The organism is [Actinomadura] parvosata subsp. kistnae (assembly GCF_900323885.1).
Classification (GTDB): domain Bacteria; phylum Actinomycetota; class Actinomycetes; order Streptosporangiales; family Streptosporangiaceae; genus Nonomuraea; species Nonomuraea composti.
In genome coordinates this window covers 1,815,705-1,837,076 of sequence record NZ_OOHJ01000022.1, presented here as the reverse complement: position 1 = coordinate 1,837,076, position 21,372 = coordinate 1,815,705, and the positions used below count along the sequence as shown (strand labels likewise).

The 21,372-nt window shown below is 70.6% G+C and carries 24 protein-coding genes; 14 read left to right on the top strand and 10 right to left on the bottom strand.

All coding sequences use genetic code 11. The features are described 5' to 3' along the window. Positions 1 to 77: 77 nt before the first annotated feature. Positions 78 to 863 carry an alpha/beta fold hydrolase gene (locus KIS93_RS51105; protein WP_080047195.1) on the top strand — a complete coding sequence of 262 codons (786 nt, stop codon included), beginning with the start codon at positions 78 to 80 and terminating at the stop codon, positions 861 to 863. Between the two features lies 1 nt (position 864). Here KIS93_RS51105 and KIS93_RS51100 read toward each other — a convergent pair whose 3' ends face one another. From KIS93_RS51100 to mce, 3 genes are all read right to left on the bottom strand, one after another. Beyond that, on the bottom strand, positions 865 to 2,061 hold the full coding sequence (locus KIS93_RS51100; RefSeq protein WP_418113106.1) for an AI-2E family transporter: 1,197 nt from the start codon (positions 2,059 to 2,061) through the stop codon (positions 865 to 867). 137 nt (positions 2,062 to 2,198) lie between these two features. Continuing rightward, a complete protein-coding gene (locus KIS93_RS51095) occupies positions 2,199 to 3,491 on the bottom strand; it encodes a DivIVA domain-containing protein (protein WP_080042482.1) in 1,293 nt (430 codons plus the stop codon). 200 nt (positions 3,492 to 3,691) lie between these two features. Beyond that, entirely contained in the window at positions 3,692 to 4,117 is a 426-nt protein-coding gene (gene mce, locus KIS93_RS51090) for a methylmalonyl-CoA epimerase (protein WP_080042481.1), read from the bottom strand. A gap of 86 nt (positions 4,118 to 4,203) precedes the next feature. On the opposite strand from mce, the gene KIS93_RS51085 reads away from it, so the two are divergent. Together KIS93_RS51085 and KIS93_RS51080 are read left to right on the top strand one after the other, a co-directional pair. Beyond that, positions 4,204 to 5,385: an acetyl-CoA C-acetyltransferase gene (locus KIS93_RS51085; RefSeq protein ID WP_080042480.1), complete on the top strand. Its 1,182-nt coding sequence runs from the start codon at positions 4,204 to 4,206 to the stop codon at positions 5,383 to 5,385. A gap of 752 nt (positions 5,386 to 6,137) precedes the next feature. Next, a complete protein-coding gene (locus KIS93_RS51080) occupies positions 6,138 to 6,494 on the top strand; it encodes an ester cyclase (protein ID WP_186404899.1) in 357 nt (118 codons plus the stop codon). Between the two features lie 92 nt (positions 6,495 to 6,586). On the opposite strand, the gene KIS93_RS51075 is transcribed toward KIS93_RS51080, so the two are convergent. Then, positions 6,587 to 6,961: a PNPOx family protein gene (locus tag KIS93_RS51075; RefSeq protein WP_080042478.1), complete on the bottom strand. Its 375-nt coding sequence runs from the start codon at positions 6,959 to 6,961 to the stop codon at positions 6,587 to 6,589. A gap of 134 nt (positions 6,962 to 7,095) precedes the next feature. On the opposite strand from KIS93_RS51075, the gene KIS93_RS51070 reads away from it, so the two are divergent. Further along, the gene (locus KIS93_RS51070) at positions 7,096 to 7,716 is read left to right on the top strand and encodes a TetR/AcrR family transcriptional regulator (RefSeq protein WP_186404898.1); all 621 of its coding nucleotides are present in this window, start codon (positions 7,096 to 7,098) and stop codon (positions 7,714 to 7,716) included. Positions 7,717 to 7,746: 30 nt separating this feature from the next. Here the strand turns inward: KIS93_RS51070 and KIS93_RS51065 are convergent, their stop codons facing one another. Beyond that, positions 7,747 to 8,127 carry a hypothetical protein gene (locus KIS93_RS51065; protein WP_080042476.1) on the bottom strand — a complete coding sequence of 127 codons (381 nt, stop codon included), beginning with the start codon at positions 8,125 to 8,127 and terminating at the stop codon, positions 7,747 to 7,749. Between the two features lie 109 nt (positions 8,128 to 8,236). Here KIS93_RS51065 and KIS93_RS51060 point away from each other — a divergent pair, with 109 nt between their 5' ends. Beyond that, positions 8,237 to 8,692: a hypothetical protein gene (locus KIS93_RS51060; protein ID WP_080042475.1), complete on the top strand. Its 456-nt coding sequence runs from the start codon at positions 8,237 to 8,239 to the stop codon at positions 8,690 to 8,692. 59 nt (positions 8,693 to 8,751) lie between these two features. Further along, positions 8,752 to 9,315 (top strand): NUDIX hydrolase, encoded by a 564-nt coding sequence (locus tag KIS93_RS51055; RefSeq protein ID WP_080042474.1) that lies wholly within the window; start codon positions 8,752 to 8,754, stop codon positions 9,313 to 9,315. A gap of 106 nt (positions 9,316 to 9,421) precedes the next feature. Here KIS93_RS51055 and KIS93_RS51050 read toward each other — a convergent pair whose 3' ends face one another. Continuing rightward, entirely contained in the window at positions 9,422 to 10,267 is an 846-nt protein-coding gene (locus KIS93_RS51050; protein ID WP_080042473.1) for a helix-turn-helix transcriptional regulator, read from the bottom strand. 161 nt (positions 10,268 to 10,428) lie between these two features. Here KIS93_RS51050 and KIS93_RS51045 point away from each other — a divergent pair, with 161 nt between their 5' ends. From KIS93_RS51045 to KIS93_RS51035, 3 genes are all read left to right on the top strand, one after another. Beyond that, positions 10,429 to 10,800: a beta/gamma crystallin domain-containing protein gene (locus KIS93_RS51045; protein ID WP_080042472.1), complete on the top strand. Its 372-nt coding sequence runs from the start codon at positions 10,429 to 10,431 to the stop codon at positions 10,798 to 10,800. 478 nt (positions 10,801 to 11,278) lie between these two features. Continuing rightward, positions 11,279 to 12,613, top strand: coding sequence for a PI-PLC domain-containing protein (locus tag KIS93_RS51040; RefSeq protein WP_230465541.1), 1,335 nt, complete (start codon positions 11,279 to 11,281; stop codon positions 12,611 to 12,613). A gap of 158 nt (positions 12,614 to 12,771) precedes the next feature. Further along, positions 12,772 to 13,878 (top strand): terpene synthase family protein, encoded by a 1,107-nt coding sequence (locus tag KIS93_RS51035; RefSeq protein ID WP_080042470.1) that lies wholly within the window; start codon positions 12,772 to 12,774, stop codon positions 13,876 to 13,878. Positions 13,879 to 14,090: 212 nt separating this feature from the next. On the opposite strand, the gene KIS93_RS51030 is transcribed toward KIS93_RS51035, so the two are convergent. Together KIS93_RS51030 and KIS93_RS51025 are read right to left on the bottom strand one after the other, a co-directional pair. Further along, complete coding sequence (locus KIS93_RS51030) at positions 14,091 to 14,243, bottom strand: hypothetical protein (RefSeq protein ID WP_168011410.1); 153 nt, start codon at positions 14,241 to 14,243, stop codon at positions 14,091 to 14,093. Between the two features lie 153 nt (positions 14,244 to 14,396). Then, on the bottom strand, positions 14,397 to 15,068 hold the full coding sequence (locus KIS93_RS51025; RefSeq protein WP_080042469.1) for a DUF4230 domain-containing protein: 672 nt from the start codon (positions 15,066 to 15,068) through the stop codon (positions 14,397 to 14,399). A gap of 67 nt (positions 15,069 to 15,135) precedes the next feature. Here KIS93_RS51025 and KIS93_RS51020 point away from each other — a divergent pair, with 67 nt between their 5' ends. After that, positions 15,136 to 15,351 carry a hypothetical protein gene (locus KIS93_RS51020; RefSeq protein WP_186404897.1) on the top strand — a complete coding sequence of 72 codons (216 nt, stop codon included), beginning with the start codon at positions 15,136 to 15,138 and terminating at the stop codon, positions 15,349 to 15,351. 76 nt (positions 15,352 to 15,427) lie between these two features. Here KIS93_RS51020 and KIS93_RS51015 read toward each other — a convergent pair whose 3' ends face one another. Beyond that, positions 15,428 to 16,891, bottom strand: coding sequence for a hypothetical protein (locus tag KIS93_RS51015; RefSeq protein ID WP_186404896.1), 1,464 nt, complete (start codon positions 16,889 to 16,891; stop codon positions 15,428 to 15,430). Between the two features lie 228 nt (positions 16,892 to 17,119). Between KIS93_RS51015 and KIS93_RS51010 the strand changes: the two genes are divergently transcribed. From KIS93_RS51010 to KIS93_RS50995, 4 genes are all read left to right on the top strand, one after another. After that, complete coding sequence (locus tag KIS93_RS51010; protein WP_080042467.1) at positions 17,120 to 17,671, top strand: MarR family winged helix-turn-helix transcriptional regulator; 552 nt, start codon at positions 17,120 to 17,122, stop codon at positions 17,669 to 17,671. Beyond that, positions 17,655 to 18,596: a tetratricopeptide repeat protein gene (locus KIS93_RS51005; RefSeq protein ID WP_080042466.1), complete on the top strand. Its 942-nt coding sequence runs from the start codon at positions 17,655 to 17,657 to the stop codon at positions 18,594 to 18,596. The genes KIS93_RS51010 and KIS93_RS51005 overlap by 17 nt, the downstream gene beginning before the upstream one ends. Before the next feature lie 9 nt (positions 18,597 to 18,605). Then, positions 18,606 to 19,235 carry a cytidylate kinase-like family protein gene (locus tag KIS93_RS51000; protein ID WP_080042465.1) on the top strand — a complete coding sequence of 210 codons (630 nt, stop codon included), beginning with the start codon at positions 18,606 to 18,608 and terminating at the stop codon, positions 19,233 to 19,235. 77 nt (positions 19,236 to 19,312) lie between these two features. Beyond that, entirely contained in the window at positions 19,313 to 20,722 is a 1,410-nt protein-coding gene (locus KIS93_RS50995) for an NAD-dependent malic enzyme (protein WP_080042464.1), read from the top strand. Between the two features lie 123 nt (positions 20,723 to 20,845). On the opposite strand, the gene KIS93_RS50990 is transcribed toward KIS93_RS50995, so the two are convergent. Further along, positions 20,846 to 21,349, bottom strand: coding sequence for a hypothetical protein (locus KIS93_RS50990; RefSeq protein ID WP_080042463.1), 504 nt, complete (start codon positions 21,347 to 21,349; stop codon positions 20,846 to 20,848). Between the last annotated feature and the right edge of the window lie 23 nt (positions 21,350 to 21,372).

Below are 21,372 nucleotides of genomic sequence, written 5' to 3'. Positions count from 1 at the left end.
TTTTGTCGGCACAGTCAGGAACGATCGGCATGGGCCATTGAGTGATTGTCGCCGTGAACCGGGTTACCGTGTGGTCCGTGCAGCTCTACACGAGATCTGCCGGGACCGGGATCCCGGTTGTCCTGCTTCACGCGTTCCCGCTCTCGTCGGCCATGTGGCTGGCCCAGCGGGAAGGGCTGGCCAAGGTCTGCCGGGTCATCACCCCTGACCTGCGCGGCTTCGGCGGGTCGCGGCTGGGCGAGGACGAGCCCTCGCTCGACCTCATGGCCGACGACGTCGCCAGGCTGCTCGACGAGGAGGGCATCGACCGGGCGGTCGTCGGCGGGCTGTCGATGGGCGGCTACGTGACCATGGCGTTCTGCCGGCGGCACCCCGACCGCGTGCTCGGAGTGATCCTGGCCGACACCAAGGCCGCCGCCGACCCGCCCCAGGCGCGCGACAACAGGGAACGCATCGCGCAGGCCGTCCTGTCCGGCGGCAACGACGTGCTGGTCAGCGACGTGCTGCCGGCGCTCATCGGGCGGACCACCAGGGAGCGGCGGGCCATGGTGTTCGGCCGGGTCAAAGGGCTGGTGCAGTCGGCGCCGCCCAAGGCCGTGGCCTGGGCGCAACGGGCCATGGCCGCCCGGTCCGAGTCGTTCGAGACGCTGACCGCGCTCAAGGTGCCGCTGCTCATCATCGTGGGGGAGGAGGACGAGCTGACGCCGGCCGCCGACGCCGACGCCATGGCTCAGGCCGCGCCGATCGGCAAGGTGGAGATCATCCCCAGGGCCGGGCATCTCAGCGCGGTCGAGCAGCCGGAGGCGTTCAACGCGGCCGTGATCGAGTTCCTGAAGGCGGAGTTCGGCGGGATGCGGCGCTAGCTCAGACGCGATCTTGTCTGGGCAGCACCAGCTCGCGGATGATCAGCGAGATCGCCGCGGCCACCGGGATGGCCAGCAGGGCGCCGACGATGCCGAGCAGCGCGCCGCCGAACAGCGCGGCGATCACCGTCACCGCCGGCGTCACGTTCACGGAGTGCTTCATCACCCTGGGGTAGATGAAGTAGTTCTCCACCTGCTGGTAGGCCAGGAAGAAGATGGCGCACGCGATGCCGGCCGGCCACGAGTCGAGCAGCGCCACCGCCGTCACCAGCACCGCGCCGATCGTCGCGCCCACCAGCGGGATCAGGTCCGTCAGCGCCACCACCAGGGAGAGCGCGAGGGCGTACTGCACGCCGGCGATCGACAGGAAGATCCACGTCACCACGCCCGCGATGACCGAGATGAGCACGTTGCCCGCCACGTACCCGCCGATGCCGGAAAGGATCTCCTCCGAGATCGCGCGCGTCCGCGTCCGGCGCGAGGCTGGGACGAGCTTGAGCAGGTAGTCCTTGATCGTGTGCAGCGAGCCGAGGAAGTACAGCATGAGCACCAGCAGCGTCACCGTGGTGAACACGCCGTTCAGCACCACCAGCCCCGCGCCCATGATCCCGGTCGCCAGTGACGGGCCCAGCGTGCTCGTCACGAACGTCCGCAGCTGCGGCAGGATCTGGTAGTCCTGGTCGAGCTGGCGCAGCGTCGGATGGTTGCTCAGCTCCGTGATGTAACCCGGCACCGCGTCGATGAACTCGGTGAGCTGCTTGCTGACCGGCGGCACGATCGCGAGGCCGAACAACGCGAACGCCACGATGACCCCGGCGAACACGATCGAGATCGCGCCCCGCCTGGCCAGGCCGCGCCGCTGCAGGGCCTCCACGGCCGGGTTCAGGCCCACGGCCAGGAACATCGCCACGACGATCAGGATGATCGTGCTCAGCGAGGCCACGATCATCTGGGCCAGCGCGATCGCCGTCAGCACCCCCAGGCCGCCGACCAGGCCGAACAGGAAGGGGCCGCGGGCCAGCGGCTTGCCGGGCAGCCCGTACGGCTCGGCCTGCGGCCTGCCGGCCTGCTCACCCTGGGGCCTGCCGGCCTGCTCACCCTGCGGCCCGTCGGCCTGCTCGGCCCGAGGCTCGGGCTCCTTGCGGCGGGCTTCTTCCTGCTCGGGCGCCGGCTCGACGTCTGCGGACAAAGGGGACACTCCAGGGGGATCGGCGACACAGCATGACGGACTCGTGTCACTTCGTACACGTCCGACGGCAAAGAGAGAGCCTAGCGACCCTGCGGCCGCCAGGCTCTCCCCAGCCGTCATTCAGCCCCGTCTGCGATCAACCGGCGTTACTCCTGCCACCACTCCGCGTCGTCGTCGGCCTTCTTGACCTCCACCTTCGGAGCGGGGGTCGTGGCCGGAGCGGGCGGCTCGGCCGCGGGCGCGGCGAGCGCGGGCTTCGGCGGAGCCGCGGTGACCGCGGGCTCGGGGTCCATGCCCGGCAGGGCGGCGCCGCCGAGGAGCTGCCGGAGCTGGGCCAGGTGGCTGGTGATGCTGTCGCGCTGGCGGGTCAGCTCGTCGACCTGGCGCTGCATCGCCGAACGGGTGCGCTCGGCCTCGTTCTTCGCCTCGGTGACGATCGTCTCGGCGCTGCTCTTGGCCTCGGACACGATGGTCTCGGCGCTCTTGCGGGCGTTCGCGACGAGCTGCTTGGCGTGCAGATCGGCCTCGCGGCGGGTCTGCTCGGCCTGCTGCGTGGCCTTCGTGGCCCGCGACTCGGCGGTGGCGGCGCGCTGCTCGGCCTCGGCGACCAGCTTCTGCGTCGCGGCCTGCGCGGTGGCGTGGCGCTCGGCCTCCTGGCGCTCGGCCTCCTCGCGGCGGGAGGCGAGCTGGATCTCGAACTCCGCTTCGTCCTGGGCCCGCTTGGCCTCCGACTCCTCCAGCACCCGCTGCGCCTGCGCGCGCATCTCGTCGGCCTGCCGCTTGGCGGTGGTCAGCACCTCGTCGCGCTCACGCTTGGTCGAGGCGCGCAGCTGCGCCACCTCGCGCTCGGTCGTGGTGCGCAGCTTGGCGATCTCCCGCTCGGCGTCGGCCCGCTTCTCCGCCACCTCGTGGTCGGCGGTGGCGCGCAGCTTGGCGGCCTCCCGCTCGGTGGTGTTGGTCAGCTCGTCGGCCTCGCGGCGCGCGGTCGAGCGGATGTCCTCGGCCTCGCGCTCGGCGGTCGTACGCATCTCGTCGCTCTCGCGAGCGGCCTGCGCGCGCTTCTCGGCGGCCTCGGCCTCGGCGGCGGCCCGCACGTCGGCGGCCTCGACCTTGGCGGCGGCCTTGATCTCGTTGGCCTCGGACCTGGCGGCCTGCACGAGCTCGGTCGCCTGCTCCTCGGCCAGGCGCAGGAGCTGCTCGATGCGGGCGCCGAGGCCGGAATAGGTGGGCCGCTCCTGCTCCTGAAGCTGGCGCTGGGAGTCGGACAGCTCGCGCTGGAGGCTGGCAACCTGCTCGCGGGCCTGACGTAGCTCCCCGTCGAGCTGCTTGAGGTGATCGTGGACCTGGTGCCGGTCGTAACCCCGGAGCACCACGTCGAACTCGCGTGCGGGGGCGTCCTCGAAGAAGTTGTTGAGCTGGGCGTCGATGTCGGACTGCATGGAGGCTCGATCCTGGGTTGTCGAGACGGCTACACGGGCCGGACGGGGGGTTCGGGGCATCCGTACCAGGAGCCTGGCCTCTCGGCAGGCCCCATGTCCGGTGGAAGGTCAAGCGTACTCCGCTGGTGCCACCTGCGAAGCCCCGTCCATCTTTCTGCGTGACTAGTTACATATGAACCTTATTTACGTTTTGTGCGGGTTTATTGCTGCTTGGCCGCTTCGACCAGCTCAGTCAGCATCCCGCCCACATCCTTCGGGTGCAGGAACGCGATCCGCGACCCCATCGACCCGTGACGGGGCCGCTCGTCCAGCAGCCGCACGCCCTTCCCGCCGATCGTGGCCATGGCCCCCTCGACGTCGGGCACCCCGAACGCCACATGATGGACGCCCTCGCCCCGCTTCGCGATGAATTTTCCCACAGGGGAGTCCTCCGAGAGCGGCTCCAGCAGCTGAATGTAGGAGCCCCCACCCTCGCCGTCGGCGACGTGCAGCATCGCCTCCTTGACGCCCTGCTCCTCGTTGATCTCCCTCGCCACGACCTCCAGCTCGAACAACGACGAGAAGAGCTCGATCTTCTCCTCCAGGTCGCGGCAAGCGATGCCGATGTGGTCGATCCGCATGAACATGTGTGGGCCACCTCCATGGCGAGCGACGGCGTACTCGTGGGTATCGTGTCAAAAGACCGGACGCGCGAGCACAGGAGGCCGTTGTCATGTCCAGTTCCGTCATCGTCGCCGGAGCTCGTACCCCCATCGGCAAGCTCCTCGGCTCCCTGTCCGGCCTCCAGGCCGTCGAGCTCGGCGGCATCGCGATCAAGGCCGCCCTCGAACGCGCCGGAGTCGCGCCCGAAGCCGTCGAATACGTCATCATGGGCCAGGTCCTCCAGGCCGGCGCCGGCCAGATCCCCTCCCGACAGGCCGCCGTCAACGCCGGCATCCCCATGACCGTCCCCTCCATCACCGTCAACAAGGTGTGCCTGTCCGGCCTCGACGCCATCGCCCTGGCCGACCAGCTCATCAGGGCCGGCGAATTCGACATCGTCGTCGCCGGCGGCATGGAATCCATGACCAACGCCCCCCACCTGCTGCCCGGCCTGCGCAAAGGCGTCAAATACGGCAGCTCCCAGGTCGTCGACTCCATGGCCCACGACGGCCTGTTCTGCGCGTTCGACCAGTGCGCCATGGGCGAATCCACCGAACGCCACAACACCCGCCTCGGCATCGGCCGCGAAGAACAGGACGCCCTGTCCGCCCGCTCCCACCAGCTCGCCGCCGCCGCCACCAAGAACGGCATCTTCGAAGACGAGATCGTGCCCGTCGAAATCCCGCAACGACGCGGCGAACCCCTCATCGTCAAGGAAGACGAAGGCGTACGCGGCGACACCACCGTCGAAACCCTCGCCAAACTCCGCCCCGCCTTCGCCGCCGACGGCACCATCACCGCCGGCTCCGCCTCCCAGATCTCCGACGGCGCCTGCGCCGTCGTCGTCATGTCCAAGACCAAGGCCGAAGAACTCGGCCTGCCCTGGCTCGCCGAGATCGGCCGCCACGGCAACGTCGCCGGCCCCGACGCCTCCCTCCAGTCCCAGCCCGCCAACGCCATCAAACACGCCATGGCCAAGCAGGGCGTCACCGCCGCCGACCTCGACCTCATCGAGATCAACGAAGCGTTCGCCAGCGTCGTCCTCCAATCCGCCAAAGAACTCGGCGTCCCCCTCGACAAGGTCAACGTCAACGGCGGCGGCATCGCCCTCGGCCACCCCATCGGGGCCTCCGGGGCACGGATCGTCTTGACCCTGGCTCACGAGCTGAAGCGGCGCGGGGGCGGACTGGGCGCGGCCGGGCTGTGCGGGGGCGGCGGCCAAGGCGACGCCCTCCTCATCACCGTCCCCTGACGCCCGCCCCAATCCCGTTTACCGGGTTGGCCGTTGGGAGCCCGCCCCGAAAGCGGGGCTACGCCGGTGGCGCTTCGCGTCGGGGGCTGCGCTTGGGTGGTGAGCCCCACGGCGCCTTCGGCGCTTTCGCCCGCCCGAATCCCGTTTACCGGGTTGGCCGTTGGGAGCCCGCCCCGGAAGCGGGGCTACGCCGGTGGCGCTTCGCGTCGGGGGCTGCGCTTGGATGGTGAACCCCACGGCGCCTTCGGCGCTTTCGCCCGCCCGAATCCCGTTTACCGGGTTGGCCGTTGGGAGCCCGCCCCGAAAGCAGGGCTACGCCCGAGGCGCTCCGCGCAGGGGGCTCCGCTTGGGGCGCTCCGCGAGGGGCGCTTCGCGTCGGGGGCTCCGCCTGGAGGCGCTCCGCGAGGAGGCGCTTCGCGTCGGCGGCTCCGCCTGGAGGCGCTTCGCAAGGGGGCGCTTCGCGTCGGGGGCTCCGCCTGGAGGCGCTCCGCACAGGGAGCTCCGCTTGGGGCGCTTCGCGAGGGGTGCGCTTCGCCGATGGCGCTTCGCACTGAGGCTCCGTTCACCGGCGCCCCCGGCGTAACGCTGTATGCGGACAGGGCTTGGCCCACCTCCGAAGACCGCAAGTTTCCTGATGAGCGGCGCGTGAACGGCACGGACGGTCGAGCCGGGTAACCAGACGATCATCGCGGACACGTTCGCCATAAGGTGGACCGAATATGACAGCGGACCCAGATGGGAGCACCACGGTGATGAACGAAGCCGTCACCACGGCATCCAAGCAGGTAGTGGAGCGCTATTTCGATATGTGGAACACCGGCGATGTCTCCGCCGCCCCTGACATCCTTAGCCAGGACTGGATCGACCACGCCCACCCCGAGGTGGTAGGCCCGGCAGGTGTGCAACGTGCGATCGAGCAGATCAGGGCGGCGCAGCCGGACCTTCACTTCCACATTGAACGCATTCTTGCCGACGCTGATCGGATCGCAGCCATCGGCAGCGTTCGTCAAGGACGAGACCTCAATGCGCCGGGGACCGACCTGATCTGGCTGGTGCGGGTGGCAGATGGACGGATGGCCGAAATGTGGACATATCGCAGCACCGCCTGACGATCAACTCTCGCGAGGTCCGGAACCATCATCGTTCCTATGGGAAACGATCCTTTTATCGCGTAGGCCGTCCCACGAGGGTTGAGGATGCCTCACCCCCCAACCACATCCATCCGCAAAAACTCACTGATCCGCAGCACCCGAGGCGGCCGAGCCACCCCTTCCGGCATGGCCCCGAAGGCCTCGTCCCTCCCGATCAGCCGCGGCGCCCTGAGCTCCACCTCCTTCCCTCCGGCCCTGAGCCGAGCCCCTTCGGCCGCCATCACGTTCCGCACCCAGTCCGACCCCGACCCGTACACCAGCACGAACAGATACCCGCCCGCGACCGGATGCGCGTCCAGAGGCGTGTGGTACGTCATGCCGAAGACGCGCCCGACGTGGATGAGCACCGGCCATTTCCCGCCGGCGATCGCGCGCGGGTTGAACACCCGCTTGTTCACGTGCCCCCACCATTTCGGCATCGGCATCGCGAGCTCCTTCTCTTACGCCCGTAAGGTGGCTTACAGGTGTAAGGCTGACTTACGCTCGTAAGGCTGTCAACCCTTCGTGCTCCGGAGCCGTAGTGTCGCCGTCGCCGCAACAACCGCTCAGCAGGGCCGCCGTGCTCGAAGCCGCGATCCGGGTCGCGGACCGCGGGGGCGTGGAGGCGATCACGATGCGCAAGGTCGCGGCGGAGCTGGGGGTGGAGGCGATGTCGCTCTACCACCACGTGCCGAACAAGGACGCCATCCTCGACGGCGTCGTCGACATGGTGTTCGCGGCGATCGAGCTGCCCGGCGACGGATGGGACGACTGGCGCGACGCGATCCGGGCGCGCGCCAACTCCGCGCGTGCGGTGCTGGCGCGGCACAGCTGGGCGCTCGGTCTCCTGGACTCGCGCCGCAACCCGGGCATGGCGACGCTGCGTCACCACGACGCCGTGCTCGGCGTGCTCAGGAAGGCGGGGTTCACGCTGCCGATGGCCGCGCACGCCGTCTCGCTCATCGACGCCTACATCGGCGGGTACGTCCTCCAAGAGGCGAACCTGCCGCTGACGACGCCGCAGGACGTGGCGGAAGTGTCCGGCACCATCCTGCAGACCCTGCCCACGGACGAGTTGCCGTACCTCACCGAGATGATCGTCGAACACGCCATGCGGCCGGGATACGACTACGCCGGCGAGTTCGGCTACGGCCTGGACCTGATCCTCGACGCGCTCGAAGCACGCCGGACCGCCACCTGACCCCTGGTCACGGCCGCACCGGCGCGGTGGTCACTTCTCGTTGATCGTCTGGTCGCCGCCGGCCTGGTAGATGCGCCCCTGTCCGGACGCCTCGGCGCGCATCTGGATGTTGGTGGCGCCGTCGCCCGTGGAGATGACGCCCGAATTGTCACCGCCGATCGCCACCGACCTCGTCCCTGACGCCGACGCCGACGCCGACGTGCCGGGCTTGGCCGCTTCGTCCGGCTGCTGGGGCTGGCTGCGGAGACCGTAGACCGCGACCGCCAGCCCGGCGATCGCGACGAAGAGGCCGATGACGCTGGCCAGTTTGTCGGCGTTGTCGAGACCGACCCGTACGAAGTAGACGATCAGCGCCGCCAACGCCGCCGCCGCGACCACGGCCCCGCCCCACACCAGCACCCGCTTGCGCATACGGGCATCATCGCCCCGCACGTGGGAGCATGCAATGTGATCGGGTCGTCACCGCACCGCCGCCCGACCCGTTCACGCTCAAGTCGATCACGCGATTAGGCTCGTGCGCATGGCGGTCCCCGAAGTCATCCCCATGTCGTACGAGCCCGACTACCACACCGGCACCATCGGCCACTGGGCGGGCGGGCAGTTCCTGGGCTCCGTGGTGGCCGCGTTCCGCCAGGGCTACACGCGTACGGACGACTGGCTCCAGCACAAACGCTGGTACGCCGTCCTGCACACCTTCGACGCGGAGGGGCGCCTGCTCGCGTCCAAGATCGAGTGCACTGGGTCCGAGGACGATCATCGGCGATCGGTGGACACCGCCCAGGAGCGGATGGCGAAGTGGCTCGGCGAGCTGGACGGGGTGCGGTTCGCGGACATCGCGGTGCGGCCTTTCAGGGTGGAGTTCGACGGGGTGGTGTTCGGGCTCGTCGTGGAGGAGTTCGAAGGGGAGGAGCACGCCGAGCTGTATCCCAACAACATCGGGTTCTACGAACCCTGGGACGGGTTGTACGACACCTGATAGCGGGGTGATTCGGGCAGTCGATTGCGGTGGGGTGCCCTGGCCACTTGCATGGGGGCATGACTGTCACCCGTGAGGAGATCGGTGGCCTGCTGGCCCGCTATCTCGACGTCCACCCCGCCAGCGCCCCCGAGGTCGCCCATCTCGTCGAGGCGCTGGCCGGTGGGCAGGATCTGGCCGCGCGTACGACGACGCCGCTGCACGTCACCGTGAGCGCCGCCGTGCTGAACGACGCGGGGCGGGTGCTGATGGTCCACCACCGGACGCACGGCCGGTGGTTGCTGCCGGGCGGGCATCTTGAGCCCGAGGACGACAGCCTGTTCGGGGCGGCGCTGCGGGAGCTGGAGGAGGAGACCGGCATCCCGGGGCATCAGGTACGGCGCTCGCCTCCGTACGACACGAACCACTTGGACATCCCTGTGGACGTGGACGTGCATGAGATCGTGGCCGACGCCGTGAAGGGGGAGCCCGCGCATCTGCATGCCGATTTCCGGTTCGTGTGCTGGGGGAGCGGTCTGGGGCGGGTGCGGCTGCAGACGGAGGAGGTGGCCGCGTTCGCCTGGCGTGAAGTGGCGGATCTGCAGACGGCGCGGCTGTCGGAACGGGTCGCCGCCATGAGATGAGCCCATCAAGACGCCATGGGATGAGCCCATCAAGACGCCACGAGATGAGCCCATCAAGAGAGGCTCTGGCTCGCTCTCGGTGATCTCGGTGATCTGCGGCCGGCCGCTATCGCGTGGTGCTGTCTTTGGTCATGGCGCTGGTGCCGGTGATGTTGAGGAGTTTGAGCCGGTCGGCGGCGTCGCTGCCGGGGGCGGCGGTGAAGGCGACGATGCGCAGGTCGCTGCCGGGGGCGGTGAGGATGTCGCAGTCGAGGGTGAGCGGGCCGGCGACGGGATGGTGGATGGTCGTGGTGTGGGGTTCGTGGACGCCCACGGCTCCGGTGTCCCACAGGTGTGCGAAGTTGGGGCTGGCGGCCCGTAAGTCCTCGATCAAGGAGCGCAGGCCGGCATCGGTGGGGTAGCGGGCGGTCGCCGCCCGAAGATCGGCGACGACGGCCGTCTCGAACCGGCTCGCCTGCTCGGGGCTGTGGCTGACCCCGGCGAAGATCCGCCAGGCGACGTTGCGCTCGCGTCTGCTCCAGGTGGACGCGTCCCCGCACAAGGCGGCCCACAACGGGTTCCACAGGATGATGTTCCAGCTCGCGTCGCACACGTTCAGCGCCGTGCCGTCGAGTTGGTCGAGCAGCCTTCTGACGCTCGGCGGGATGTGGGTCGGCACCTTTCCGGGGCCTGGTGGCGGCTGGCCCGCGAGGAGAAAGAGATGTTCGCGCTCGGCCTCCGACAACCGCAGCGCGCGGGCCAGCGAGGTCAGCACCTGCGGTGAAGGGGAGGTGGCCCGGCCCTGTTCCAGGCGGACGATGTAGTCCACCGACAGGCCGGCCAACTGCGCCAGTTCCTCGCGCCGTAATCCGGCGGCCCGCCGTACGCCGTTGGCGGGCATTCCTAGCGCGGCGGGAGAGATGCGGTCGCGCCAGCCGCGTAGCGCCTTGCCTAGTTCCCTGGATCCGCCCATATATCCCAGTATGTGCCGCCGCGACATCTGAGACAGCCTGGTACTGACAGTCCATAGGCCGCACAATGCACTTTCTGTCCCCTGGCGATGCGACGAGGGTGGAAATCAGCACCGATGCACGTGTTTCCACCGCATGAATCTCACCTGCAAAGGAGAAGTCCATGAAACGCACCGCCAAACGCGCGGGCCTGGCCGCTCTGGCGTCCGTCGCGGTGACCGCCTCACTTGCCGTCGCCTCCCCGACGGCGGCGTACGCGATCAATGAGGTCGCGTGCGGCGACCGGACCGACCTCGTGCGCGCCACGATCCACGCAACCGGCAGCTCGTCGGTCGACTACTGCTACGCCAACGCCGGAGAGGACATGTACGCCCTGAACATCTGGTGGGTCACCCGGATCTCGACCGGCAACAACCGCGTCCAGTGGTACGGGGACGGAAGGTGGCAGCCGGCTCAGCCGATCCCGAAGTGGACCGTGTTCACCTGGCCGAACCATCCCGGTGGGGTCCGCATCCAGGGGATCAGGATCCTCTGAACTGCCGGCGATATCAGGGCAATCCAGGGGATCAGGATTCTCTGAACTGCCGGCGACATCGGGGCGGCGGTCCTGCCCGATCGCCGCTCCGGCCGGCAGGGCCCCGGGGCGCAGCCCCGGGAAAGCCGGGCGAGAGTAAGCCGGAGCCTCAAGAAATCAGCAACGCCGCCGTGAAATGAGCCCCACCAAGAGATCGGCGGCGCCGCCGTGAAATGAGCCCCACCAAGAGATCGGCGGCGCCGCCGTGAAATGAGCCCCATCGAGAGATCGGCGGCGCCGCCGTGAAATGAGGGCGACCGGAACGCGAATTCGGGGTGATGGTGTTGTCGGCGGGGGCGGCCTGGATGAAGATCAGGGAGTGTCTCGCCTCGGAGTGGTTTCCGCCGTAATGATCGCCGCCGCCTCCACCTTATTGACCGGTGGGAGAGCCGCCACAGCCGAAACAGCAGAAGCAAGAACGACAACCGCGGACGGGCCGTTGACCTCGGCGGTCTTCCGCGCCACGCACAACAGCTACTCGGGCAACCTCGGCGGTGCGCGCAGCTCGATCGCCTCCCAGCTCGACCAGGGCGTCCGCTTCGTCGAGCTGGACATCCACGACAACGGCTACGCCACCTCCCGCGACTACGCCGTCGGCCACGACTCCCCGGGCGACGAGGTGGACCACGCGGGGAACCCGGCCTCGAACCTCCTGCGGGACTGGCTCGGCGTCGTCAACTCCTGGTCGGAGCGGCATCCCGACGCCGCGCCGATCGTCGTCGCGCTGGACCTCAAGGACGATCTGACCGACAACACCTCCTACGCCGCCGGCAACCTGGCCGCGCTCAACGACGAGCTGACCTCCGTGTTCGGCGCGCGGCTCTACCGGGCGGAGGAGTACCCGGCGACGGCGGGCGCGCCGTCCGTGGACGCGTTGCGCGGGCGCGTGCTCGCGGTGATCTCCGGGCACGGCGGGACGCGGGCCGCGTACAAGCGGGACACCGGCCACGACCCGGCGGTGGCGATCAACGGGCGCGGGCAGGTCGTGGAGGTGCACGGGTCCGGCGGGGGCGACCTGTGGTACTGGACCGGCAGGTACGGCTCCGACGGCCGCGTCACCTGGCTGCGGCACGGCCGGTACGACAGCGGCGTCACCCCCGCCGTCGCGCTGAACGACAACGGCGACCTGGTCGAGGTCCACCAGTCCCAGAGCGCGACCACCCTCTGGTACCGGGTGGGCCGGCTGAGCGCCAATGGCGAGATCACCTGGTCGGCCAGCCGCAAGTACGACGACGGGGTCCTGCCGACGATCAGGTTCACCGACCCGGCGGGCACGCGGCTGCGCGAGATCCACCGCAGCCAGAGCTCCAGCCAGAACTGGGAGTGGAGCGGCGTCCTCGACGTGGGCGCCATGGCGGTCACGTGGAGCGGCAACGCCAAGACCGCCGACCCCCGCTTCGACAAGGCCACCTCGACCAGCGGCACGTCCCGCGTCCGCGTGTGGACCGGCGCGGACGGGCCGACGCCGGGGCAGACGCTGCGGGTCGACACCGACAGGGTCGCGGGGGAGCGTGTCCGCTATCCGCAGGTCGCCTTCGACGAGTTCCAGAAGGGGGACAGCGCGGAGCTCCAGCAGGGCGCGCTGTTCTACGCGGCGCCGGCGGGCGAGAAGGCGTTCGTCACGGCGGCCCGGCAGGCGGGCAAGCTCGCGCGGGCCTGGGGCTTCGACTCGGCGGGCGACGCCACCGACCCGCTGGCCAGCTATCCGGCGACCGACCGGCCGTTCGACGGCTGGTACCGGGATCTCCTCACGGCGTCCGGCGCGGTGGAGTGAAAGTTACACTCCGTTACTGTTCGTGTGCATAATGGAGTCACAGTAGCCAGAAAAAGCGCAAGTGTCGCAGGAAGAGCGTTCCCTCCTCCAGCCTCGCGGTCCCTTCCAGAGGTCTCCGTTCTCGCCGAAAGCACCTGCCCGAGCGGAGGGTCCCCCGCATGCCCCCTGTCCCCGGCACCGCCCACGCGGCGTTCGTGCTCCCCGTCCCTTACCAGCCCGGTGCGGCCCGCCTGAGCCCGCACGCCGACGCGGCGCACGCGCACTCCACGTCCTGGGCCCGGGAGATGGGCCTGCTCGGGCAGGGGGTCTGGGACGAGGCGTGGTTCGGGGCGATGGCGATCCCGCTGCTGGCGGCGTACGGGCATCCGGACGCCGCCCCGCAGGAGCTGGAGCTGGCCTCCGACTGGTACGTGTGGGCGTACTGGTTCGACGACCACTTCGCGCAGGCGTTCAGAGGGCCGCGCGCGTATCGCAAGGCGCGGGCGTACCTGCACCGGCTGAGCCTGTTCACCCCGTCATCCGGCTCCTCTCGCACGCCGCGCCCGTCGAACGCGGCCGAGCGCGCGCTCGCAGACCTCTGGTCCCGCACCTGCGCGCGGTCCTCGCCGGGGTGGCGGAGCAGGTTCGCCGCACGCACGCGGGAGCTCATGCGGGGGCGGCTGCGAGAGCTGGAGAACGTCCGGGACGGGCGCGTCCCCACGCCCATCGAGCTCATCGGCCTGCGCCGGGCCTCAGGGGGCGCGTCCTGGGCGGCGGACCTGGCCGAGCGCGTCGGCGGCGCCGAGCTGCCCGCTGACGTCGGCGGCACGCGGGCGGTCAGGGTGCTGCGCGACACGTTCGCCGACGGGGTGCACCTGCTCAACGACCTGTACTCCTACCGGCGGGAGGTCGGCGGCGAGGGGGCGCACGACAACGGGGTGCTGGTGGTGCGGCGCTTCCTCGGGTGCGGGGCGCAGGAGGCCGCCGACCGGGTGAACGAGCTGCGCACGTCCCGGCTGCGGCAGTTCGAGGCGGCGGCGGCGAGCGGGCTGCCGGCGCTGGTGGAGGGGAGCGGGCTGGATCCGGAGGAGCGCGGCAGGCTGGTCCGGTACGTCCAGGGGCTGCGGGACTGGCAGGCGGGGGCGTGCGCCTGGCACCGGCGCTCCAGCCGCTACCTCGACCCCGATGCCGTGCCCGCCCCGGTCTGGCGGATCGAGGCGCCGGCCTGGCACTCCAGCGCGGCGCCCGCGCCCAGCGATCAAGGCATGCAACGCCAGCCCCTTTGAGTCGGTGGCCGATACGCGGATCCTGGCCGGGACGCGTCCGGTTCCGGGGGTGGGCATGCGCGAAGCCCCGGTCCGACCAGGAAGGGGACCGGGGCCTCGTGGCGTCGCGCCGCCGGCTCGACCAGGAATTCGGGCCGGGGGCACCTCAAGCCCCTAAGGGGGCGTTTCAGCCCGGCCGCGAGGGAGGATGCGGCCGGGCTGCTTGTGGGCGGTCATGAGACGAGGAAGCGGGCGAAGACCGAGCGGTGACGGCGCTCGGCCGGCCGCGCCTTGCTCGCCTCACGTACGCGCCGCTGTTCGGCGGCGGCCTGGCGCAGCTCGGCCGCGTGGTACTGCATGACCGAGTATTCGAGTTCGGCGTTCATCCGACTGCTCCCTTGTGTCGTTCCCTGCACTCTCAAGGTTCGTCCTAAGGCCCCCTCCCTCACATCGGGCGGATGCCTTATCTCTCGGCATAAGCGCAGATAGGGAGGTACTTAGGGAGCCGCACCGGACATCTAAGGCGCAGGTGAGGATGCTTAGGGCTCGTCGGTGAACTTCACCGTGACCTTCGTGAAGCCGAGCGACTTGAGCAGGCCGGACAGCATGGCCTTGGTGTTGGCGTCGGCCCTGGCGCGCAGGTCACTGGCCACGGCCGCCTCGCTGATCTTCTTCTCGGCCAGGAGGTAGAGCTCCCGCTGGTCGGTGGGGGAGCCCGACAGGAAGTCGCTCACCCGGTCGAACAGGCCGCGCTGCTGGGCGAAGACGTACGAGCGGCTGTTGTCGATGTTCGGCTTCTCCAGCTGGGCGCGTGGCACCCGTACGGTCGCCTGCGTGCGGTCCTCGGAGACGGTCACGGCGCCCGCCGCCACGCCCGAGAAGTCGACGTAGGCGTCCACCCCGCCCGCCCCGACGAACAGCGTGCGCGTGCCCTTGATCGCGTCGGGCAGGAAGTTGGCGTCCTTCTCCAGGTCCACGACCACCTGGAAGCTGCCCGTCGCCGCCTCGAACCGGCTCAGGTCCTTGATGGACTGCAGCAGCACCGGCTGGCTGCGGTCGATGCTCCGCTCGCCGAGCGGGTCGACCCAGGACCAGACGAGCCGGCCGCCCACGACGAGCAGGACCACCAGCACCAGTAAGCCTGCGAGATATCGCCACCGGCGGCGCCGCCCGGAGGTCACCTCGGGCGACGCCGTTCGCGAAGTCGTCATGCGAGCATGACTACCCGCTGGGCGATCATCAGTGCCAGCTCTTTGGTGACATCTTCGCCACCAGTCCGTGAGCGTTCTCCGGCGGGCCCTGCTCCGCGCGCTGGTGCCGGTGCCGCTGCGGGAGGACGGGCCGGTGGGCGGCGGGGAGCTGCGCGGGGGCCGGCGACCTGCCGAGACCCCGCGCCCGCGCGGCGTTCTGCACCCGCGCGGGCCCCTGCGCCGCTGCCCGGGCGGGATCCGGGCCTCCGCGGGAGGCTCGGCCTGCGTGGGAGCCTGGGCCTGAGCGGGAGCGGGGGCCTCCACGGGCACCTGGGCCTGCGCGGGCGTCTGCGGCTGCCCCGTGTCGAACACCGGCCAGCTCACACCCGCCGTGTCGGGCGTCCACCGGTCGGCGGGAGGAGCCTCCTGCGTCCAGTCGCCGCGCGGCTCGCCGGGCGCGGAGCCGGCGCCCGGCATGCCCGGCGCCGAGTTCCCCGGCGCCGAGCCGCCGGGCGTGGAGGTGGCCGGCACGCTGCCGGCGGGCCCCGGGTACACCGGGTAGGCGTGGCTGGTCTCGGGGGTCGGCCGGGCCGACGGCGGGAGCTGCGCGTGCGACGGGCCGCCGCCGAAGTGCGTGCTCGACAGCCGGCAGCCCTGGAAGTCGCTGTAGAACATGCGCAGCCACTCCCTGCGCTGGTGCTCGCTCCACGAGGAGAACGCCGCCGTCGCGTAGTGGTGCTCGGGCAGCGGCGTGCCGGGCAGCGGCTCGCCGCGCAGCCAGGCGACGACGATCTGCCGGTAGCCCTCCGCGACGGCGCTCGCGCACCGGGGGCCAGCGCCTCGATGTACTCGTGGGCGGCCTCCTCCGCGAACCCCGCGGACAGGTCGGGCACGTGCACCGGCGCCAGGCCGTTCGACGGCTTGAGCGGGTCGTCCAGCGGGCGCTGCTCCACGCGCGTGAACGCGGCGGGAGTGCCCGCGAGCCGCGAGGCGATCTGCGTGAACGCGGCCCCCAGCTCGGTCAGCCCCGCCCGCATGCCCGGGTGCACGCACACCGTGATCGGCCACTCCTGGCAGGCGTAGGCGATGTCCACGGCCGCGGCCGGCTTCGGCTGGGCCAGGACCCGCGACACGCCCATGCCGGCGGCCAGCACCGACAGCAGCGCGCACGCCAGCACCAGGGCCTGCCTGGTGACCAGCGCCGCCCAGCCGAGCAGCAGCGCCGCCGTGATGCCGAGCAGCCAGATCGTCTGGTCGAAGAACGGGGCCCCGTTCAGGCCCTGGAACAGGTCGTACGGCTCGCCGGTGCCGGGCGCGAGCTTGTCGGCCCAGCCGCGGTCGTCGGCCAGCCACGAGAACAGCCCGTAGCAGGCCAGGCCGGCCAGCGGCGGGGTGAACGGGCGCGGCAGCACCCAGCCGGCCACCCAGCCGATCACCGAGTACAGCGCCAGCCCCGCCATGCCCATGGTCAGCCCGGTCAGGCTCAGCCGGCCGGCCTGGTCGGTGAGCACCGTCTTGACGGCGAGCACCAGCACCGTGGCCCCGAACGAGCCGACCACCACCATGACGATCGCCAGCGGCGCCTTGAGCGCCCGCCACGTCGTCAGGGAGCGCCCGCGCAACGCCCGGCGTTTGCGCAGCGCCACCCAGGCGGCGAAGGCCGCCGCCACCGGCCCGGTCAGCCGGAGCGAGCCGATGACCGCGGCCACGATGTTCTCCCACGCGTCCACGCCTGGAATCAGGACGTTCCACGCCGCGAACAGGCCGACAGCCAGCAGCACGGCAACCGTGACGGCCGCGCTGTGCTTCAGCTCCTCTCGTGAAACGCCCGCGTGCTCACGCACCCTTTTCCCCGTTGAAGTTCATCAAGCATCCCCCGTGCCCCTTGGCGAGGCGGATCATGCGTGGTCCCGGCCGTCCCCACGGCCGCTGGACTTGGCATCCGCGTCACCATACGTAGGAGAACCATAACTGAGCGTGATGATTGATGTCCGGATTCTTGGTCAAGCAAAGAAGCCTGTCGCTGAGAGTGACCAGACGAACCGGGACGAGCGGCGCGCTACCGTAGCGCTGTGTCGCAGCCGAAGCCGCTCAACCTGCCGTTCGACCCGATCGACCGCGCCGCGGAGAGCTGGCGCTCCCACTTCGGGCCTTCCGCCGCCATGGCAGCCGTTACCTCGATCATGAGAGCGCACCAGATCCTGCTGTCGCAACTTGACTCGCTCCTGAAGCCATACGACTTGACCTTCGCCAGGTACGAGGGTTTGGTCCTGTTGACCTTCAGCAAGACCGGGGCGCTGCCGCTGTCCAAGATCGGGGAGCGTCTCATGGTTCATCCCACGAGCGTCACGAACACGGTGGACAGGCTGGAGAAGTCCGGGTTCGTCCGGCGGCTGCCCAATCCGCGCGACGGCCGCGGCGTGCTGGCGGAGATCACCGAGGCGGGCCGCGACGTCGTGCGCCGGGCCACCGCCGACCTGATGGCCGCCGAGTTCGGCCTGACGATGTACGCCGAGGACGAACTCCACCGCATGTTCGACCAGCTGCGCACCCTCAGGGTGGCGGCGGGTGACTTCGCGGCCCCGTCCATGCGGCAAGATGAAGGGCATGGCGGACTTCTCTAGGCCCGGGTCCCTCTACGGAGCGGTGGACCTGGGCGCGCGTAAGCAGGCTCTGGAGGCGCAGGCCCGGCGGGAGGCGGCAGGTCCCCAGGCGGCCTCGTCGGCCTCGGTCGTCGACGTGACCGAGGAGACGTTCACGACCGACGTCATCGACCGGTCCATGACGGTGCCCGTCGTGCTCGACCTCTGGTCGCCCAGGGCGCCGGGCAGCGCCCAGCTCAGCCCGGTGCTGGAGAAGGTCGTCGGCGACCTCGGCGGCAGGGTCGTGCTGGCGAAGGTCAACGTCGACGCCAGCCCGCAGATCGCGCAGGCGCTGCGCGTGCAGGCGGTGCCGACGGTGCTGGCGATCTTCCAGGGGCAGGCCGTCACCGGCTTCCAGCAGGTGCTGCCCGAGCAGGAGGTGCGCCGCTGGCTCGACGAGCTGATGGGCGCGGTCGAGCAGTTCTACCAGGCCAATCCGGGCGCCCGGCCCCCCGCCGCCGGCGAAGAGGGGCAGGAGGCGCCCGCGGGGCCGCCTCTCGACCCCGACCTGGTGGCGGCCGAGCAGGCGATCGACCAGGGCGACTTCGACGCGGCGATCGCGGCCTACCAGCGCCTGCTGGCCCGCGCGCCGGGCAACGAGGACGCCAAGATGGGCCTCGCCGGGGTCAACCTGATCAAGCGCACGTCCGAGGCCGACCCGGCCGAGGTGCAGCGGCGCGCGCAAGACCCGTCCGACATCGAGGCGCAGCTGCTCGCCGCCGACCTGGAGATGCTGTCCGGCTCGGTCGACGAGGCGTTCGCGCGGGTCATCGCGGTGGTCAAGCGCACCTCCGGCGACGAGCGCGACCGGGCCAGGCGGCACCTGCTCGGGCTTTTCGAAGCATTGCCGGCAGAAGACCCATCTTTGGCCAAAGCGCGCAGAGCGTTGGCGAGCGCTCTGTTCTAACCTGGAGCCATGCGGGTCGTCACGATATCGGCGACATACGGCACGGCCGGCAGCCAGATCGGCCCGGCCGTCGCCGAGCGGCTCGGCGTGCCCTTCGTCGACCGGGCCGTCCCCAGCGCCGTGGCGGAGGAGCTGGGCTGCCCGCTGGAGGAGGCGCTGGCCCACGACGACCGGGCCGAGCACGGCCTGGGCCGGCTGTTCGCGGGGGCGGTGCGGCTGCCGACGGTCACGTTCGGCGGCGTCGACATGTACGTGCCGGGGGCGATGCCGCTGGCGCCCGAGGAGTTCGTCCGGCGCACCGAGCGCATGCTGAAGGAGACGGCCCGCGGCCAGGGCGGCGTGTTCCTGGGCCGGGCCGGCGCGCTGGTGCTGGCCGACCATCCGGGTGCGCTGCACGTCAGGCTCGACGCCCCGCTCGCGCGCCGCGTCCGCCAGACGGCCACGTTCGGAGAGCTGAGCGAGCGCGAGGCCCGCCGCGTCATCGAGGACAACGACCGCGCCCGCACCGCCTACGTGCGGCACTTCTACCGTGCCGACCCCGCCGATCCGTGCCTGTACCACCTGGTTCTCGACAGCACCACGATCCCGGTGACGACGTGTGTCGAGCTGATCGTCACGGCGGCCGAGGCGCTCGATTGACCGAGCGCCGAGTCAGGCCACAGTCAACTGCCCCTAACATGGATGCATTCTTGGTCAGTCCCGAAGGAGCGATTGACGTGGCGACCGTCCCGAGTGTGTCGTACTCCATCACCGTGCGTCTCGAGGTGCCGGCCGGCGGCAAGGCCGTCAGCCAGCTCACCCACGCCGTAGAGTCGGCCGGGGGCGTCGTGACCGCCCTCGACGTCACCAACGCGGGGCACGAGAAGCTCCGCATCGACGTCACCTGCGCGGCCCGTGACACCGACCACGCCCAGGCCATCGTCGACCAGCTCGAGGCCGTCGAGGGCGTCGTCATCCACAAGGTGTCCGACCGCACGTTCCTCATGCACCTCGGCGGCAAGATCGAGATGAAGTCGAAGGTGCCGCTGCGCAACCGCGACGAGCTGTCCATGGCCTACACGCCGGGCGTGGCGCGCGTGTCGATGGCGATCGCCCGCAACAAGGAAGACGCGCGGCGCCTGACCATCAAGCGCAACACGGTGGCCGTGGTCACCGACGGCTCGGCCGTGCTGGGGCTGGGCAACATCGGGCCTGAGGCGGCGCTGCCGGTCATGGAGGGCAAGGCGGCGCTGTTCAAACGCTTCGCCGGCATCGACGCGTGGCCGATCTGCCTCGACACCCAAGACGTCGACGAGATCGTCCGCACCGTGCAGGTGATCGCGCCCGGCTTCGGCGGCATCAACCTCGAGGACATCGGCGCCCCGCGCTGCTTCGAGGTGGAGCGGCGGCTGCGCGAGCTGCTCGACATCCCGGTCTTCCACGACGACCAGCACGGCACCGCCATCTGCGTGCTGGCCGCGCTCACCAACGCGCTGCGGGTCGTCAACAAGAACATCGAGGCCGTCAAGATCACCATGGCGGGCGCGGGCGCGGCGGGCAACGCCGTGCTGCGGCTGCTGCTGGCCGCCGGCGCCCGCAACGTCGTCGTCTGCGACTACCTCGGCGCCGTCCACAAGGGCCGCGACGATCTCGACGAGTCGCTGCGCTGGATCGCCGACCACACCAACGCCGAGGGTTACTCCGGCGACCTGCGCGGCGCCGTCAAGGACGCCGACGTGTTCGTGGGCGTCTCGGCGCCGGGCATCCTGACGGGCGACGACATCGCCACGATGGCCCGCGACGCGGTGGTGTTCGCCCTGGCCAACCCGGAGCCGGAGGTCTCGCCCGACGACGCCCGCGAGCACGCCGCCGTGGTCGCGACGGGCCGCTCCGACTACCCCAACCAGATCAACAACGTGCTGGCCTTCCCGGGCGTGTTCCGGGGGCTGCTGGACGCGCAGGCGAGCGGCGTGACGCAGGAGATGCTGCTGGCCGCCGCGAACGCGCTGGCCGCCGTCGTGACGCCCGAGGAGCTGGGCCCCAACTACATCATCCCGAGCGTCTTCCACCCCGACGTGGCCACCGCGGTGGCCGCCGCCGTCCGCGAGTCGGCCGGCGGCCGGGCGCGCGGCTTCACAGAAGCCTGATCCTGCACGGCACGGCCAAGGTCACCCCACCCGCCGACCAGGGCTGAGGGCCTCCAGGAAGACGCCTCTAGACCCGCACGGGGCCGGCCGCCGCCACGGCGCACACCTGGCCGGGTTCCGTGGTCAGCCGCGCCCCGCCGCGTCAGAAGCGGTGAGGGCGGGCATCAGACGGTAGCTCTCCTGGAAGACCAGGTTGTGGGCGTCGCCGGCGGCGATCACGCGTAGCGTGTCCAGTTGCCCGGCGGCGTCGGTCTCGTCGAAGACGTTCAGCGGCCAGTCGCCGACCGTGTTGCCGCGCAGGTGCGGGTGGTGGAAGTCGCAGCCGAAGTGGGCGACCACCGCGATCGGCTGCACGCCGCTCTCGCGCTGGCGCGGCCAGGTCAGCGACCACATGGCGTTGAGGCCGCCCTCGCGGGAGCGGGTGACGCCGCTGGCGACCACCTCGCCGGTGCCGAGCAGCAGATCGGCGTTGACCTCGTCGAGGGCGTGCCGGGCCACCGGGTCGAGGAGCTCGACGGCCCTGGCGAACACGCGTTCCTTGTCCTCCCGCGTGACGGCGTGGCCGTGGTCGCCGTCACGCAGGTCCTTGAAGTGCCGCAGCAGGGCTTCGTTGATGGGAGTGCGCATGCCTGCCCCCTGCCCAGGCGGGG

Excerpts from the sequence above, each read along its gene's own strand:
- KIS93_RS51080 (WP_186404899.1), top strand. The coding sequence starts at position 6,138 with ATGAACGAAGCCGTCACCACGGCATCCAAGCAGGTAGTGGAGCGCTAT.
- KIS93_RS51065 (WP_080042476.1), bottom strand. The coding sequence starts at position 8,127 with ATGCGCAAGCGGGTGCTGGTGTGGGGCGGGGCCGTGGTCGCGGCGGCG.
- mce (WP_080042481.1), bottom strand. The coding sequence starts at position 4,117 with ATGTTCATGCGGATCGACCACATCGGCATCGCTTGCCGCGACCTGGAG.
- KIS93_RS51075 (WP_080042478.1), bottom strand. The coding sequence starts at position 6,961 with ATGCCGATGCCGAAATGGTGGGGGCACGTGAACAAGCGGGTGTTCAAC.
- KIS93_RS51045 (WP_080042472.1), top strand. The coding sequence starts at position 10,429 with ATGAAACGCACCGCCAAACGCGCGGGCCTGGCCGCTCTGGCGTCCGTC.
- KIS93_RS51060 (WP_080042475.1), top strand. The coding sequence starts at position 8,237 with ATGGCGGTCCCCGAAGTCATCCCCATGTCGTACGAGCCCGACTACCAC.
- KIS93_RS51030 (WP_168011410.1), bottom strand. The coding sequence starts at position 14,243 with ATGAACGCCGAACTCGAATACTCGGTCATGCAGTACCACGCGGCCGAG.
- KIS93_RS50990 (WP_080042463.1), bottom strand. The coding sequence starts at position 21,349 with ATGCGCACTCCCATCAACGAAGCCCTGCTGCGGCACTTCAAGGACCTG.
- KIS93_RS51085 (WP_080042480.1), top strand. The coding sequence starts at position 4,204 with ATGTCCAGTTCCGTCATCGTCGCCGGAGCTCGTACCCCCATCGGCAAG.
- KIS93_RS51095 (WP_080042482.1), bottom strand. The coding sequence starts at position 3,491 with ATGCAGTCCGACATCGACGCCCAGCTCAACAACTTCTTCGAGGACGCC.
- KIS93_RS51000 (WP_080042465.1), top strand. The coding sequence starts at position 18,606 with ATGCGGGTCGTCACGATATCGGCGACATACGGCACGGCCGGCAGCCAG.
- KIS93_RS51055 (WP_080042474.1), top strand. The coding sequence starts at position 8,752 with ATGACTGTCACCCGTGAGGAGATCGGTGGCCTGCTGGCCCGCTATCTC.
- KIS93_RS51025 (WP_080042469.1), bottom strand. The coding sequence starts at position 15,068 with ATGACGACTTCGCGAACGGCGTCGCCCGAGGTGACCTCCGGGCGGCGC.
- KIS93_RS51035 (WP_080042470.1), top strand. The coding sequence starts at position 12,772 with ATGCCCCCTGTCCCCGGCACCGCCCACGCGGCGTTCGTGCTCCCCGTC.
- KIS93_RS51005 (WP_080042466.1), top strand. The coding sequence starts at position 17,655 with ATGGCGGACTTCTCTAGGCCCGGGTCCCTCTACGGAGCGGTGGACCTG.
- KIS93_RS51050 (WP_080042473.1), bottom strand. The coding sequence starts at position 10,267 with ATGGGCGGATCCAGGGAACTAGGCAAGGCGCTACGCGGCTGGCGCGAC.